The sequence below is a fragment of the Halobellus sp. EA9 genome, assembly GCF_051195055.1.
Taxonomy (GTDB): domain Archaea; phylum Halobacteriota; class Halobacteria; order Halobacteriales; family Haloferacaceae; genus Haloquadratum; species Haloquadratum rubicundus.
Map to the genome: position 1 here is coordinate 33490 of NZ_JBNTJW010000009.1, position 15596 is coordinate 49085.

The window sequence follows — 15596 nt, forward strand, 5'->3', positions numbered from 1 at the left end:
TGACCGAGAGACCGAGGAGAATGCCCCGTGAAATGCTGCATCCCTCTGATCACACGTACGGAACCCCCCGGATAAGTTCCCCATTCAGGAGATATCCTTTCCGCGCATGCTCGGCACAGCGGTCCGCATAGTAGGTGGTGATTGGGAGCCGAGTCGACCGGCTGATCGAGCCCACGTGGGCCTCCGAGAGCCAGTAGGCCTGCTTCGCGAGGGTCGCCAAGTCAGTCGAGCCGTGACGCTTGACCAGTCGAATCGGCCGAGGCGTTCCTGGGACGCGTTCCGGATCCCCGGTCGTCGCGAGGTACGCATGGTCAGCGTGCTGCGCGACGAATCCCGTCCCCTTGTTCGCGACCTCGAAAGTGTCCCCAGTGTAGTTAGCGATCCGGGGGTTCCCGCTCTTCCGGATTTCCACCAGATCGAACTTCGGGATTAGTTCGGCGGCTTGATCGAGCCGTTCCGCCAGCTCGTCGACATCGAGATAATACTGCCCGTCTCGGTGGATGATTACGTGTCGGGGAGTATCGTCTTCTTCACGGAGATATACCGACAGGAGGTTCTTGATGATATCCACGATGTCGTCGATCTCGAACGTCTCACCGCTCTGCAACGACACGGACTGTGACGCGAGAATCGTCCCGTCGGCGAGGACGACGTTCGCGCTGGCACCAAGATGCTGGCCGGTGGCGGGATCGTACGTGACATCTAACCCGATGAACACGTCCGTCTGTCCCGGAACTTCATGGATGCGCCACGGGATTCCCCCGCACTTCGCGACTAAACCTGAGGCGATGTTTCCCAGATAGGATTCCTCGTCTAGGTTGGACACTTGGATCATCTGGGAGGGGAGTTTTTCCTGCCCCCACTGGCGCTTGAATTCGGGGTACGGATCATCGATGTCGGGTTGTGTCTTGAGCCAGTCCTGATCGGGAACGACCGCGACGACACCGTCGTACTCAGTCGCCTGTTCGGCCACCTGCGTATACGCGAACTCGGATCCGAGACTGTAGGGTTCCTGATCGAGGCGAGTCGCGTTCGCGGCGTAGTCATTCAGTTTCGAGAGGAGCCGTCGAACGAACTCCCGACTTCCCTCTTTGTACTGCTCGGGGTAGACGGTGAGTAGGTCAAACGATTCCGGTGACTGGTGGACGCCGTGGTTTTCCAGCCCCCGAGCGCCGTAGGAGGCAGTCTGACCGCCACCGAACCGGAGATTGTTGCTCCGCGTGTTGACTGTGAGCTCGTCGTAACAAGTGTTGGATGGCTGCGTTGCAGGCTCGAGCCCGAGCGCGGGTGTCATCCCCAGCGACTTCACGAAAGACGTCGCGATCGAATAGCGCTCATCCGGCGTCAGTCTGGCGGACCGTTGGAACCGCTCGTGGAAGTCCGGGTCAACGATCTTGAGCTGATCGAGCGTCGGGACGATCCGGCAGTAGTCGAGCGCCTGCAGCCCACTGAATGAACCGTAGTCGATGTGGGCCATCACCGGCTCGCCGGCTGCGACGCTCTTAATGAGGTCTTCTTCAACGTAGCCGCTCTGGCCGTGATACTCAGCGATTGACGAACCCATCTCGGGGACACGCTCGGTGTACCCCGTGTCGGCGAGTTCGGTGACGGTTCCCGTACCAGGATTGTCGTAGACATCCGTGTCGTGCTCGACACTGACCCCTTCGATTTCGTAACCACGGTGAACGTACTCGGCCGCCGAAAATGTCGATGCGAGACGGAAGCCGACGTTCACGCCACAGATGACCGTTCCGTCGGAGTCCACCCATATCCGACACTTGTACTCACGAGCAGCAGTGAAGTCGCCGCTGGTCGCCTTGAGTTGCGGGGCGAACTCAACGATCGAGTTGATCGCGTTGATGACGTATTTCCCCCGGAGAGACGCCTTTACGTCCTGTTTGACGAGTTCACGTAGTGGCTCTTGATCGTCGAACGACTGGGATTCGAGCGTCGCGATCCCTTGGTGAACAGGACGAACGGTGTATCCATTGATTGAAACCTTCTCGTGGAGTTTGTCGACCGCGTATATTCGTAGCGGGCCGTTCGTGGTAACAGGTGCCTCACTCTGGTAGCGGAAGCGCGCTGCGGCCCGGGCTGTGAAACCCAGCACGCCGTTGTCGAGATCGTCGTCCGACGGGTCAAGGCCCCCAGGAACCTCGAGTTCGTACTTATGGACATCCAATTGTGAGAGATCGCCCAGCGGGAAGTGGAGAAGATAGTTGCCGGGGGCAAGCGACTGCTGCGCCAACGCGGCGCCGCCGTCGGCGGTCGTCTGCCCAGTCTGTTGAACGTCCGAGGCAGGTTGGAAGTCGGACTCGTCAGCTTCCGTTGATTCCGTACCGTTCACCGCCTTATCCGACGTTTCGGCCGTGCTGGTAAGGTTCGTCGAATCGCTCGCAGCAGCCGGCGGGCCATCAAGCGGAACGATTTCGAAGTCCCACGAAGGGACGAGCTGGAGTTCATCCCAGTTCTCGTAGTAGTTGCCCTCGGCTCCTTCGAGCCTGTACCAGCGACCCTCGTCCCAGTCGAACGTCGCACAGTCGTTGCTCTCGAAGATAACCAGCGGGACTTCAGCGCCGTCGACATCCTCAAAGAGCACTTTCCGCGCGAGACTGCCCTTGTGGATTCCGATGATGTCCGTCGCGCGGAGTTCGATAGTCAGCTGTTTGCCGTCAGTGATGTCCTCGCGCGTGTTCATACATATACCTCAGATGAATGAGATTTGTCCCGGTGGAGATAATCGAGGCCCAAAATGGCGGATTGTCGGTATTTGACGGTTTGTGGGCTTGGTTTCGACTCTCTTGAAATTCGAGGTTGTCGTGATCGGGTGGAGGATCGCACGTCGGGATGATGCAGCATACCACCCTCAACAACGCCCTAGCGCTTAAAGATATCGGATATCTACATCATAACGTAGAAATTAGAGCATTACGGTGTTATAGTAGGTGTTCAGGCTTCATTAAAGACGGTTTATAAGAATATTAGTAGTATCGCAAAGCACTTGCCCCTCTAATTCATACTAGGATTGTGCTTACCAGTCGACTCCAGCGGGATCTCCCACTCTACAATGAATGGTGGCAGAGTGGAGATCCACCTAGCTCAGACGACTCGCCGTATCGAGGGTCGCGACGCAGTGATTACAAAATTCATCTCGACAGCGTTCGCGAGCAATCATTCTACGCACTCGTAGGAGCAGACGGGAGCGGAAAGACGGCGACCCTCTATCAGATTGTCCATGATCTCATCGTTGATTACGACGTTGAGCCCGACCACATCGTGTACGTTCCGCTTGAGAATCCAATTTACGCACTCGAAAGCGATCAGTTCATCATCGATATCTACGAGTGGTACACTTCGTACATCCGCCGACAGACATCGGAGGACGGATCGACCTATTTCCTCTTCGATGACATTCACCAGCTGGATAATTGGGCAGAGCAGGTCAATGAGCTACTTGCTCGCTCGGAGTCCCTCCACGTGGCTGTGACATTGCCGACAGAAGTACCTGAAATCGAAGATTTCGATGGTTCACTATCGGATAATCGATCCATTCTTCTCCCACCGAAGTTCTATGACTTTGCGAGTATCGAAGCGGGTGTTCCTGAAGCAGACAAAGAGGAATTCATCTACCACATCCGAGATGGTATCGCTGCGAAGCGTGGGGTAGACCTTACAACGATTGTCGACGAGTGTCTCACACTTCACGATTATCTCGCCACGGAATATGACGATTTGCCGTCTGTCGTAGACAATTATCTATTCAACAGTGGGCTTCGTGATGAAGAGGGCCGAGGACTATCAACGATCAAACAACGACTTCAGTTGGCGCTATACAAAGATGTTCAGCAGTTCTATTCGATTGAGGATGCAGGGGATCTCTTCACGCTTTGTGTGTTAGTGGCTCAAGAACCTGTTCAGGAGTATCAATTCAGTCGACTTACGAACCAGTTAGATACCGACCGGCGGACAATCAGGAAATATCTCGATATTCTTCAGGACCTTTTCGTCCTCTCCCCCTCGTACAAGTGGGGCTACGAACGACACCGGACTCTGCGGATGTACCTCCGGGATCCACGGTATGTGAGTGCCCTAAATCTCTTATCGGATGCCGATTCAGCCCCACGAACGGATGATCATCGAGAGAATCTCATCCACTCGGTTGTGTATGATCATCTCCGTCGGCTTAGCTTCTATATGAACGATTACACCGACGTTGATATGCCAGTTCGCTATTGGGACGAAGCAAATGAGACGGTTGAATTTGTCCTTGACGTGTACGGATCTCCAGTTCCTGTCGCTCTTAGTACTCGTCGGGGTGAAGATGCTGCGACGCAAGCGGTCATCGACTGTCTTGACGACACAGAAGCTACGCGAGGAGTTGTTGCGGGAGAAGATATCCGGCAACCATACGCTGGTGATGATCAAGTCCTTCGTCTTCCACTCTGGATGCTACTCTACGTATGTTAGACAGATATAAGACGATCAGTATTAATCACAAACCCAGAGGATGAGTTATAATAGATAGGGCAATCGATTCCAACAGCAGTTATGGCGGTTTTGTTGACTTCTCTCGGTTATCGAGGAATTGATCACACCACGTCGGAAGGGAATCCATTGGCCCGTTTTCAGTTACTGTCCCATCGCCTGCAATCCGGGTAAACACGCCGTCCCGCCCCCACGCACACACTACTGGCTCCTGGTCTTGATCGGGTCGGGTCACGATTCGCTGTTGGAATCGCGACGGCTCCTCACTCACATCCTGCAGTACTGTGAGGAGCTGTCCTAGGAGTGGATGACCTGGCGCAAGATGCTGAACCGATGGGAACTCGTCAGCACACTCAGCTGAGAACGTTACTGCCACTTCATCAGTACCAGTCGCAATAGCCTGTGCAATCGTCTGTTTCCCATCCCCGGCTAGGACCTCAATCGGTGCGTCACCTACTGAGAGGCGATATGTACTGTCCGCAAAGTCGAAGTCCCCGTCATCGTACTCGAAGTCAATCTCGTGAACCGGGGTGAATTCGACACCAGCCTCGGCAAGCGCGTCGTTATCGACCAACACTGACTGGAGACTCGGTGTCTCGAACGGAGGTTGATACTCGTATTCCTCCTGGCCGACCTCGACGAGATCCGGGTGACTGTATGACTGCCACGCATCAAGTTTTGCTTCGTCGACGACATCCTGAGCGACGAGGTCGTCGACGTCCTCGAGTGACTCTCCGACATCGACGCGGTCACCCTGATCGCGTTCTTCGAGTTCTTCAGAGAACTCGCGGTCAGCTGATTCGACCGCAGACTGGTCGTTAGCGCTGTCGGCGTTCAAGGTCGCATCCCGAATCTGTTGGCTAACGCCGGAGAGTATGGGTTGCATCTCACCGACGACGTTTTCGAAGAGGCCAATCCGGTCGTCAAGGCGATCATAGATGTCCGTCTCAACCGTATCCTCGTAGCTGTAGTTGAGAATGCGAATCTCGTCGAATCGTTGGCCGATACGGTCAATCCGACCGATACGCTGTTCAACTCGCATCGGGTTCCACGGCAGGTCGTAGTTGATGAGCGCCCCACACTCCTGGAGGTTTAGCCCCTCACTCGCGGAGTCGGTACAGACGAGGATATCGACCTGCCCATCATCACGTGAGAATTCACGCTTCACGCGCTCTTTCCCGACGTGCTCCCACGTTTCAGAATCGGGGTCGTACAGCTCGCCGCCACGACCGGAGTACGTCGCGATTGTTGCTCCAAGAAGGTCCGCGAGACTGTCCCGGATGAAGTCCATTGTGTCCGCGTACTGCGTGAAGACAATCACCCGGTTGTGACCAGCCCGGTCCAGCTCGTCGAGGTCGTTGTACAGCTGCTGAATCTTCGGGTCAGTATCAACCAAGTCTAAGTCGTTGACGAACGCTTCCAGGGCCTCGATTTCTTCCTCGATTAGCTGTTTCCCCTCTTCAGTTACGCTCGGGATGAGTTCAGAGAGGTCCAAGTCGTCGCTACTAGCGTCGAGTTCATCCAGAACGTCCCCGTCGTCGAGGTCTGCGTCTTGTAGCGTTTCGAGGACGACCTGCTCCGCATCACCATAGTCCCGGTCACGAGCGCGCTCCCGACCGGCAAGCACGGTCCGTTGCGCGCGGAGGGTCTCAAGCCGGTGTTTCAGGCTCTGACTGATCGCATAGACACTCGACGTGAGTCGCTGCCGGTACGTGGTCATCACGAACCCAATGGCGCGTGTTTGGGCTTCGTCAGTCTGTTGGGCTCGCTTGTAGAATTCACGTGTGTACTCGTCGATCTGGTCGTAGACCGCCCGCGTCTCCTCGGTGAGTTCGATTTTCCGTTGTTCGGGATTTCGGTTCGGAACGGTCGTATCAAGGAGACCGACCGCCTCGTACTTCCGGAGTGTATCCCGTGTATTCCGATGGATGAGCGCGTCGACGGGCGTGGACTCTGCGAGAACATCGCGGATGACTCGCCAACCGCCCGGGGAAAGTTCGTCAAGTGCGTCCTGTCGGTCGCTGCGGGACGCCATCAACCACTCGTCGGCGTCTTCAGGATAGAGGAGTCGTTTGAGTTTCGTATCCTCGCTTGCCTCGAAGCGGTCGATGTCATAATCTGCCATCGCGTCGTCGACATGGTCGAGGTAGCCGTCGTAGGCGTCTCCATAGGCTCGTGAGAGCCGGCACGCAGTCAGCACACGCTCTTTGGCGATGGCACGGTCCTGTCCGTCCTCATTGATCTCGAGTTCGTCTGCAAGGTGCTGGAAGACTTTTGAGGAGAATGGTCGGTCCGTCGGGAGCCGGTCTTGGTGTTCCAGTCCATCGAGCGTGGCTTGCGTGTCCCAGGAAGCCTCCGCTTCGTCGGACTCTGAACTCGGGTTGTCGAGAACCTTGTTGAGGGCCTGCGACAGCCCGTCTCGAGTTTCGAAGAACTCCATAAAGGTATCCCGGTTATCCCAACCACCCGGAAGATCCAGCAACTGCATCAGGTCGTAGAGTTCGCCAGAGTGCAATTGCATCGGGGTGGCTGTCAGAAGGTAGTAGGCGTGCGTATAATCGCGAAGCTGTTCGAGTAGAGCGTAGAAATTACTGCCACGCCGGGCGTTGTGCGCCTCGTCGACGATGACGGCGTCCCACACGCCCATCCGGTCTTCCGTATCGTGGTCGCGCCCGCGACAGCTTGCCGGGATGACGTCCCGAGACCGGTCGGATACCCGGTCTAAGGGAGCGACCTGATCCCACCGGTCGTCGAGACGAGCCGTGTGCCAGGACATAATGACGACCGTCGGTCCATCCAGCGGCGACGATGCGTCGGTATCAGTCGACTGTTGTTCGTAGAGGAACCGCCAGATGGGGCTGTCCGCCCATTCGCGCTCCCCAGTGAGGTCGAGGTCCGTAGCCGATGGTGAGTAGTGGTCGCGACCGCGGACGTCCCGGAATACGTGATCGCCCGCTGTGTCCCGGTCGAATCGGACGGCGTTGATGTTAAACTTCTCCCAGAGCTCTTCCTGCCACTGCCGCTGCAGACTCGCCGGAACCAGCAACAGCCCGGTTTCAAGCTCCCCGGTGAGTCCAAGCCGGGAGAGTGTAAGACCGGCCTCGATCGTCTTCCCGAGTCCCACCTCGTCACACAGCAAGAAGCTCTGTGGATACGTATTGACGAGTGTATCCGAGACGACTCGTTGATGAGGCCACGGCGTGATCGTGCTCGCTTCCTCGGCCAGTGCGAGCCCACCGGGCGAGAGCGGTCCATCCTGAATGATGTTCGCTTTGTCGCGCTCCGTTGGGGGAGCTGTACCGTTCGCAATCTGAATCGCTTCCTGGAGATCGCTCTCGGTGTCTGGGGCTTTCCAGTCGATGATGTCCTCTTCAATCGCCTCGGGGAGGTCATACACTTCGACGAAGGGGTGTTCATCACTCCACAGTCGCTCGAAGGTCTCCTCGTCGCCGGCGACGTAGTCCGCCTGTTCAGGAACCCACGAACGGTGGACTTTGAACCGCTCGTAGTTGCGAGCCCAGCCGCCGACCGTCTCGTTGACGCTACCCTCGAACGAAATCGTGTTTCCGTCGCTATCGTGGAAGAGTCCAACTTTCGGATGGAAGATCTCCCAGTCGTGAGAGGGAGAGCGTGGATAGGCGACCTTGATGTGGATCCGGCCCTCGCGGAGGAGACGCGCGAGAATACGGAGGTTCGCATCCAGACGTTCGTCATCGAGGTCCTCGAGGTTTTCCTCGAGGCGGTCGGTGAGCGTCTCTAGAACCGGTCGGTCTGATTCGTAGAGTTCGGTGCCCACGATGAGCCGCATTTCGCCGTCGTTCTCGACGAGGGCGTGAACACCGTTGGCAGCAGCCGCGAGTGCCGTACTGGAGAAGTAGCCAGCGATCCGGTCGTACTGCTGGCTGCGTTCCAGTGCGGGTTCGTAGAAGTCCTTGACGAGATGGGCGCGTCCCTGCTCGGGCTTGCTCTCGTAGATCGACTGCCACTCGCGGTCACGTAGATTAGTCATACTGGAGGAGTTTCGAGTTAGGCGTGGTCACCGAGTTCGGTCTGTTCGGACCTATCTTTTGAGACATCAGTGAAATCGGTGGGGGTGAATTCGAGACCGAGGGCGTCGTGGGTCCGGCCTATGGCGAGGTCGCGAGCGGCCTCCCATTCCGAACTCCGCTGGGGAAGAACTTGCAGGAGAGCTTTCAGTGTTGCTTTGAATCCAGCGTCCGTGTCGAAGTTGCGCTCTTTGAGCCAATCGATGGCGACGTCCTCGCCCTGTTTCTCGTAGACGTGCATAGCGGCGTGAACCGCATCAAGGGCGATCGTGTAGGACAGCGCTTCAGGATCGACGGGCGTCCGGTTAGATCTCTCTTCGGGGGGCAGTGTGATATCTTGGACGCGGTCCTCGTGAGTCTTCAGCTGAATGTCGCCACGCTTCTTGCCCCAGAGCTTTGTAGATCGCTTGATATCATCGATGTCGACTCCGAGGCCGAGCCCTAATTGATGGCCATCATCGTAATCGAATGTGTCTGATTCGTGGACCAACCAAGAGAGGATATACCACTCAGTAATGTCGTCTAAATCACCAAGACGTTCTCCTTCAAGATATTCCTCGACAAGAACGCGTGTTACAGCCTCCCGCGCCTCCTCCAAGGCACGACGGGGAGGGATTTCCTGATCTTGATCATCAACAACTGGATAGGCGTCAGCGTAGACCTGGAGCGTTGGTCCGAATGCGGATATAATCACATCTGTTTTTGTGAGAGAAAGACCCGAGTCGAGGAGATTACGAGCAGCATCCTTAGCAACTGCTCTGGTGTCCGCCCGAACATCACTCCAAAGAGTCGGGCTCTGACTGTCCCTATCCCCATCTTTGGAATGTGGTTTCCGACCAGTCAGGAGTAGAGTGCTGTCTGCAGACCCGCCTCCCTGTGTATCTGTCCGATGGGGCATTTCGCTGGTGATTGGATGGGTAGATGTAATCGTAAATCCAGAACGAATGAGAGAGTTTGTGAGCGTATCCCAAGCGCTAGACTCCTTATGTGTGAACATCACGGTCATAACACCCCCTGGCTGAAGGACCCGATAGAGCTCTTGGAAGATATCCTTCATTTTGTTTTCATAATCCTCAGAAGCCAGTTCCGACTTTGAGCTGGAAGATGAGGCTACATCCTCGTATTCCGCTACGTTTGCAACGGCTTCATTATCTTTGTCAGTTAGATCATCCCGGAAAATGCCAGGGAAGATGCTAGAAAGGTATTCTTTTAGCCATACATAACACATATCTGCCATTTCTGAGTAGATTATACTATCATAATATGGCGGATCGATGATAACAGCCTGAACGGAATTGGAATCTATTTCCAGATCTGCTGCGTCACTTTGAGAAACACGGACATCGTCAGCGGCTTCATCGCTATAGTACGATACAATTTCTTCATAGGAGTCGCGTACACGACTGAGATGGTCGTTATAATCCTGGAAGCCCAATGCGGGATTGTTCTCGACAAATGTCCACTGAAGGGTGAAGTGTTTACCACCAAGAGCATTACCCAAGTTGCCGAGTCTCGTATCTAATGGAGAGAAACGAGAATTTCGGTCTACGATTTTACTTGCTACTAACGATAATGAGGTCAATATCGCCTCCCCTTTGTTCTCCCCCTCATCTGACAGAATTTCATCTTCAAATTCCTTGAATGTGCGAAGATATTCGTACTGGGTGACTAGCTGACGAGGAGTGAACGCATCCCGCCATTTTGTAACACCGTATGGGCCAGCACGATCTTCATCACCAATATATCGCTGAACGTCAAGGAGCGTACTGAGTTCAAAGTCAGAATTTATCCGTTCACGGGCTTTCTCCTGAGCCTCATAGTCGTCAGAGTTCGGAGCTCTCCACCCTGTTTTTCCACCCTGTTTGACATATTTTACCCCATATGGCTCATAGTCAAAGTCACCATCTCGGAGGCGAATCCGAATCTCTTCGGATTCCATAACAATCCCACAATTCAGACATTCAGCGCCACTACGAGTATGAGGCCCCTGTTGAGGATTAAATTCAGACTTTGAAACATCATCAGGGAGGTTGACCACTTCGTAGTTGATCTCCGAGGCATCCTCCGATACAATCGGGCGGGCCGCTACTCCTTCAGAAGATGACTTTTTCCTAAGCCACCATTTCTTTGCTAACGGGATATCACAGCCACATTCAGGACAATCGACAGTGTACGTACAAACGTAATGAGATGGTGTCTGGTGATCTTTCTCTCCAGGGAAGTATGATTCAACACGCTCGCCAGCACGTTCGTTAATTTGGTCACCCCACCGATTCAGTTCATTTGAAATCGAGCCAATCTCCCGAGCATATTCTAATATGACTTTCAGGATTACGGTTGGAACAGGGTTGAGTTCATTTGCTATGGTGGGAAGCCCGTATCTAGCGGACTCTAGAGGGATTACTCCTCCACCAGCTGTGGGATCCAATACCGTCGGGAGTTCGCCATCCCAATGGTCTCTAAGAAGAGAATGAATCTCTTCCATTTCAGAAGAGGTGGGTGTCTGAGAATAGGGACGAGGATAGCCATAATGATCGTCTAAAGTACCGGTCCGCTCTCCCTCAGTCCTCTTTCGCTCCGCCACGTACTCTTCGATATCGACGTCGATATCGTCACGAGGGCCAATTTGCATCCAATCAAGAATAGTATTTGCATCAATTTCTGGTGGTAAAACAGACGAGAGCGTTGCCAGTCTGGAAACAGGGGTTGGCCTACGAGCAAACCATGGGTGAAGATATCGATGAGGAGGCATCCGATTCGGATTTGCTTCCTTGAGATTCTCGATACCAACTGCCTTCAGGGGAAGCGTCCCCTCAATTGCGACACGCTTCAGCTCCGAATTACTGTCCTGACTTTCGGGATTTTGGCTCATCGTTAAATCACTCAATATGATCCGTCAGCAACACTCGAAGGGCCTTTTCGCCGTTCGGACTCGACGGAGACCGACACTTTGCGTACCAGTAGTAACACTCCTCATCGCTCATCCGCGCAACGCCTCGAGCTAGCGACCGCATCCTGTCGATACGCTGAATCGGCTTCACGCCACGGAAGGCAACAGCAAGCCGGACGCCTGCTGTTTCGGGCAGGAACACGAACCCAGCCCCCCCAGTGAGAACTTCTGATGAATCTCCTGGCGTGCCCTCAATCGCCTCCCGGACGACGTCCTGGAGCGCACGGACACGGGTCGGATCAAGCCGTGCGACCTTTGCGCCGGCCCACTCATCCCACGTCCAGCCATCGAGCTTGGAGAGCAGGTCGTCCCCAGCGACATCCGAGACGAGATCCTCGACTGGTGTGATACTCAGCGAACGACCATCCCGCTCCAAGCGATCACGGCGGGCTTCAGCCTGTTCACGAGGGAGTAGTTCATGGAGCGTCCACTCTCCGCCACCGTCTGTCTCTCGTCGGACGAGCGTGAACGTTGGGCGGCCACCGAACATACTCGTCCCATAGCGGACCAGCCGGTCCTCCTCTGTTCCCTCGGCGGGTGAGGTCTCAAATTCCGAACCGCGACTCGCCATCAGACCGTCACCTCCGAACTCGACCGGATCGGGCCACGCCCTTCGACCCGGACGTCGATGTTGCCCGCATCAAGGTCGTTATCGAGGGCAGCGAGGAGGTCGTCACCCTCGTCAGTAATCGGTTCGGGCTCGTCAAACTGGAAGCGGAACTGGATGGTCTCTCGATCATCGCCGAACGAGCCGGGCTGGTCAATCACGTCCCGGAATCGGCTCGGTGAGCCCGTGAATTCTGCGCTGTACGTCCCGTCGTCAGTCCGGGTTTCGTACTGCATTCGGACCGTCACCGCGTCCTCACGGGCTTTGAATCCGGGACGCTGGCTGACGAACTTGGCCGCCTGGAAGGGATCCTCTCCACCGACTTGGATTGTTACTTCTTCGATCAGCGGCGTCCGGTCAGTCCCGGCCTTCGATTCCGCATCCCGACGAACCTCTGAGAACGCCCGCGAAGCGGACATCATCTTCTTACTCGCCTCCCAGGACTCGTCGGGCTGGCACTCCTCGCAGCGTCCGCGTGCGTCCAGCAGCTGCTCGCTAGCGACCTCTTTTCCGCAGGAGCTACAGGTCGTATCGGACTGGTGTTCCTCACAGTAGTAGGGTTCGCTGCCTTCTGGGTTTTCAACCTCCGCCCCACACTCGACACAGGTAGCAACCGTCTGTTCTGGCCGGTCGATTTCGTCGAGGTGGTCGTCGACCAGCGCGTCGATATCTCGGTAGACGACGAAGGCACTCCCGATCTGGATATCGCTGTCCCGAATCGAGGTCTCGACATCGGGGGATTCCGCGAACGGTTCCGGGTGTGGCCATGTCGACGGCTCTGTCGTCCCGGCCCAGTACGCTGTCCCGGACTGGCCATCCCAGTATGCGTACCCGTGGTCACTAACGAGAGAGGAGACAGTCTTTCGAATCGGTTTCGTGCTGAAGAGGTAATCCAGCCCCGGCTTCTTCGCGTATTGGTTGACCAGCGCTTCGGTGGACATAGCGTCCTGGGTCTGCTGCCAGAGTTTCTGTTGGACGTGAGCGGACCCACGAGCGCCGGCGTCGCGTTTCACGATCTTATCCTCGAGCGTTGTCTGGACAGCGTCGACCAGTGTCGTCCCGCCGTTGGATTCGGTCGCACCGATGGTGATGTGGGTGAGCCCGTCCCGATCCGGGTAGTAGAGGTGCCGGTAGACGTTCCGAACGAGCTCTCCGAGCATCAGCTGTGCCTCGTCGCTCCGTTCTCGGAGCTCCTCGATTTGTTCCGAGGAGAGGTCGGCTTTCTGCTCAGGGCTATCAAGCAGGGCCTCGATAGCCTCGAGACGCCGAGCCTCGTCGATTGCCGCATCCATTCGATCTGCGTCAGGGGCGAGGAACAGAGCGTAGTTCTTGTAGATTCGCGTCTCAGTCTCTCCCTCGTGTTTTGCGGCTTGCTGCTCGTAGAGCTGAGTCACCCGGTTCGGCGGCGTATCGCCGCCGTCTTCGACAGCAGCGGTATCCGGATGCATCACCGCGAGCTTCGGGGTATCCGGGGTATCCGGTAAGTCCGCCGGCGACTCAGGGAACTCCACCGGCTGGAAGCCACCATCCCCGATTTCCTTCGAGGTGAGACGGTTCTCGAAACGCGAATGAGCGCTCGCTTCGGGGGTAGACTCGATCCGCTGGTCGATAATTCGGATCAGGTTTGGTTCTTGCTTGAATCGGAGGCGCTCTTCCTCGTAGAGGAAGTAACACGCGACGTCCATATCGTCGCCACGGAGTGCGGATAGGGCGGCATCGTAGTCGTCGAAGTTCAGATTGGGATGACCGATGGCGAGGTTCAGATCGGCGTGAGTTAGGCCGGCGGCCTGTTCACCGTATGCGAGGCTGTGCCAGAGAACTGTCGTTGTCAGATGGGTTCCGAGGGGTGGGAGACCGTTTTCGGTCCATTTCCGATCCTCAAGCTGGGCGTGCGCGGTACCATCGTCGTCGTAGATGTCGGCGGTCACTGCGGGACCGAGATCGACGAAGTCGAATAGACGCTCACGAAGGATCGTCTGAATCCCGCCGCCAGGATCGTCATCAGCGACTGTGAGGTCGTAGATCCGAATCCAGTGGCGGTCGTAACTGTCGGGCTGGTGATTCCAGAGGTAGTAGACAGCTCGTGCAAGTAAGCGGAGGGCGTCACGAGTGCGCTGGAATCGAGGGATCGTATCGATTTTGTCCGTGAGAGCGTCGATTAAGGAGGGATGGAAGGGATATTCGCGAGCGAGGACATCCACGTAGCCAGCGTCGGTGGCTTCCTGTGGATACTGCCGGTCTTCCTGGTCATAGAATTGGAAGTATGAGTCTGCGGCTTCGCGCGCGGCGTTTTCTGGGACTTCCGAGAAGAGTCGGTGCTGGAGGACCTGCCCGATCTCGTTTTCGTCGGTCGGCGTGACCGTCTTGTGCTGCCGCCGGCCGATCTCGTTGACTTCCTCAATATGGTCACGGACGCCATCACGAACCCGGTCAGCCTGCTCACCGAATGCCGTATCCGCGATAGAGTAGACGACCGTGACGTGCTCCGATTCGGCAGCCGCTTCGAGGAGCGCCATCACGAACGAAAGCGTCTGATCGGCCAGCGTCTTGTCGCCGACAGGCGTGCCCGCGGCCTTGTTCATGTAATCGGCGATTTCGTCGATCAGAATGAGAGCCGGCTGGTCGTACTGAGCGAAGAGTTTCGAGAGCGTCCCCTCACCGGGTGCGTCCTGGTCTTGGTCGTAGTCCTTGAGATACTCGTAGCCCTCAAGCCCGTAGAGCTGGTACGCGAGCTCCCCCCACATCGTCCGAGTGTTCGGCGCATTCGGGTCATCGTCGGCATGGCGGGCATCCTTGCTATCAGCCTTCGTTCCGATGAAGACTCCCGTCGCAATATCGAGGTCCTCTGCCACCGCATCTTGATAGTCAGCCGCAAGCTCCTCGTCGCCGTCCAGCAGGTAGTGCGAGAGGTCGTCAATATCTACGGGGTTCTCAGCAAGATGGTAGGAGGCGATGAGGTCGTGGGTTTTCCCACCACCGAACCGTGTGTCGAGACAGAGAATGCTCGAAGTATACGAGCCGGGGTCGTACTTTGTCGTCGCCAAGAAACGCCCCGTGAGATTGGAGAGCAACGTACGGAGACCCTCCGTGGGATAGGTCATATCGTAGAACGAGTCGGGATCTCGATAGACTGGTGCTGCCTTCTCAGGGTTGTGGACCACAGTCGAGAGTTTCGCAGCGAACTGTTCCTCCTGGAGCGAGCCGTCTAAGACATCGTCTCTTGGCTGGCAGCTCTCAAAGAGAGAGGGGTACTCACTACTCATCGATTTTTTCCGTGGGTGAGGAATCAGCTTCTGGTTTCGAGACGATTACGAATTCACACTCCGTGCTGTTCTCGATGATCGCCTTGGCGATCCCCTTCGACTCCGCGACATCGACCTTGATAGCGTCCCCAACTTCCGCATCGAATTGGGCGAGTTCTGGTCCTGACAGATTCACCCGGCCTGATTGGCCGGTGTTCTGTCCAATTGTCTTCTGAGTCATCTAGATACTCACATCACCTGACGGG

Annotated in this window: 7 protein-coding genes; 1 reads left to right on the forward strand and 6 read right to left on the reverse strand. The window is 56.1% G+C overall.

Going from position 1 to position 15596, the window contains the following annotated elements; genetic code table 11:
- Positions 1-49: 49 nt before the first annotated feature.
- Entirely contained in the window at positions 50-2698 is a 2649-nt protein-coding gene (locus ACQUQ0_RS12495) for a Piwi domain-containing protein (RefSeq protein ID WP_435185474.1), read from the reverse strand.
- Positions 2699-3027: 329 nt separating this feature from the next.
- Between ACQUQ0_RS12495 and ACQUQ0_RS12500 the strand changes: the two genes are divergently transcribed.
- Complete coding sequence (locus tag ACQUQ0_RS12500; protein WP_435185477.1) at positions 3028-4467, forward strand: AAA family ATPase; 1440 nt, start codon at positions 3028-3030, stop codon at positions 4465-4467.
- A gap of 79 nt (positions 4468-4546) precedes the next feature.
- Here ACQUQ0_RS12500 and ACQUQ0_RS12505 read toward each other — a convergent pair whose 3' ends face one another.
- Genes ACQUQ0_RS12505 through ACQUQ0_RS12525 form a run of 5 tightly spaced genes read right to left on the reverse strand, consistent with a single transcriptional unit; the run spans position 4547 to position 15571 of the window.
- The gene (locus ACQUQ0_RS12505) at positions 4547-8494 is read right to left on the reverse strand and encodes a helicase-related protein (protein WP_435185479.1); all 3948 of its coding nucleotides are present in this window, start codon (positions 8492-8494) and stop codon (positions 4547-4549) included.
- Positions 8495-8511: 17 nt separating this feature from the next.
- The gene (locus tag ACQUQ0_RS12510) at positions 8512-11403 is read right to left on the reverse strand and encodes a DUF1156 domain-containing protein (RefSeq protein ID WP_435185481.1); all 2892 of its coding nucleotides are present in this window, start codon (positions 11401-11403) and stop codon (positions 8512-8514) included.
- A gap of 7 nt (positions 11404-11410) precedes the next feature.
- Positions 11411-12052 carry a DUF7680 family protein gene (locus tag ACQUQ0_RS12515; RefSeq protein ID WP_435185483.1) on the reverse strand — a complete coding sequence of 214 codons (642 nt, stop codon included), beginning with the start codon at positions 12050-12052 and terminating at the stop codon, positions 11411-11413.
- Positions 12052-15351: an ATP-binding protein gene (locus ACQUQ0_RS12520; RefSeq protein ID WP_435185485.1), complete on the reverse strand. Its 3300-nt coding sequence runs from the start codon at positions 15349-15351 to the stop codon at positions 12052-12054. Before ACQUQ0_RS12520 ends, ACQUQ0_RS12515 begins: the two co-directional genes overlap by 1 nt.
- Positions 15344-15571 (reverse strand): hypothetical protein, encoded by a 228-nt coding sequence (locus ACQUQ0_RS12525; RefSeq protein ID WP_435185487.1) that lies wholly within the window; start codon positions 15569-15571, stop codon positions 15344-15346. The genes ACQUQ0_RS12520 and ACQUQ0_RS12525 overlap by 8 nt, the downstream gene beginning before the upstream one ends.
- Between the last annotated feature and the right edge of the window lie 25 nt (positions 15572-15596).

Excerpts from the sequence above, each read along its gene's own strand:
- ACQUQ0_RS12495 (WP_435185474.1), bottom strand. The coding sequence starts at position 2,698 with ATGAACACGCGCGAGGACATCACTGACGGCAAACAGCTGACTATCGAA.
- ACQUQ0_RS12505 (WP_435185479.1), bottom strand. The coding sequence starts at position 8,494 with ATGACTAATCTACGTGACCGCGAGTGGCAGTCGATCTACGAGAGCAAG.
- ACQUQ0_RS12510 (WP_435185481.1), bottom strand. The coding sequence starts at position 11,403 with ATGAGCCAAAATCCCGAAAGTCAGGACAGTAATTCGGAGCTGAAGCGT.
- ACQUQ0_RS12515 (WP_435185483.1), bottom strand. The coding sequence starts at position 12,052 with ATGGCGAGTCGCGGTTCGGAATTTGAGACCTCACCCGCCGAGGGAACA.
- ACQUQ0_RS12520 (WP_435185485.1), bottom strand. The coding sequence starts at position 15,351 with ATGAGTAGTGAGTACCCCTCTCTCTTTGAGAGCTGCCAGCCAAGAGAC.
- ACQUQ0_RS12525 (WP_435185487.1), bottom strand. The coding sequence starts at position 15,571 with ATGACTCAGAAGACAATTGGACAGAACACCGGCCAATCAGGCCGGGTG.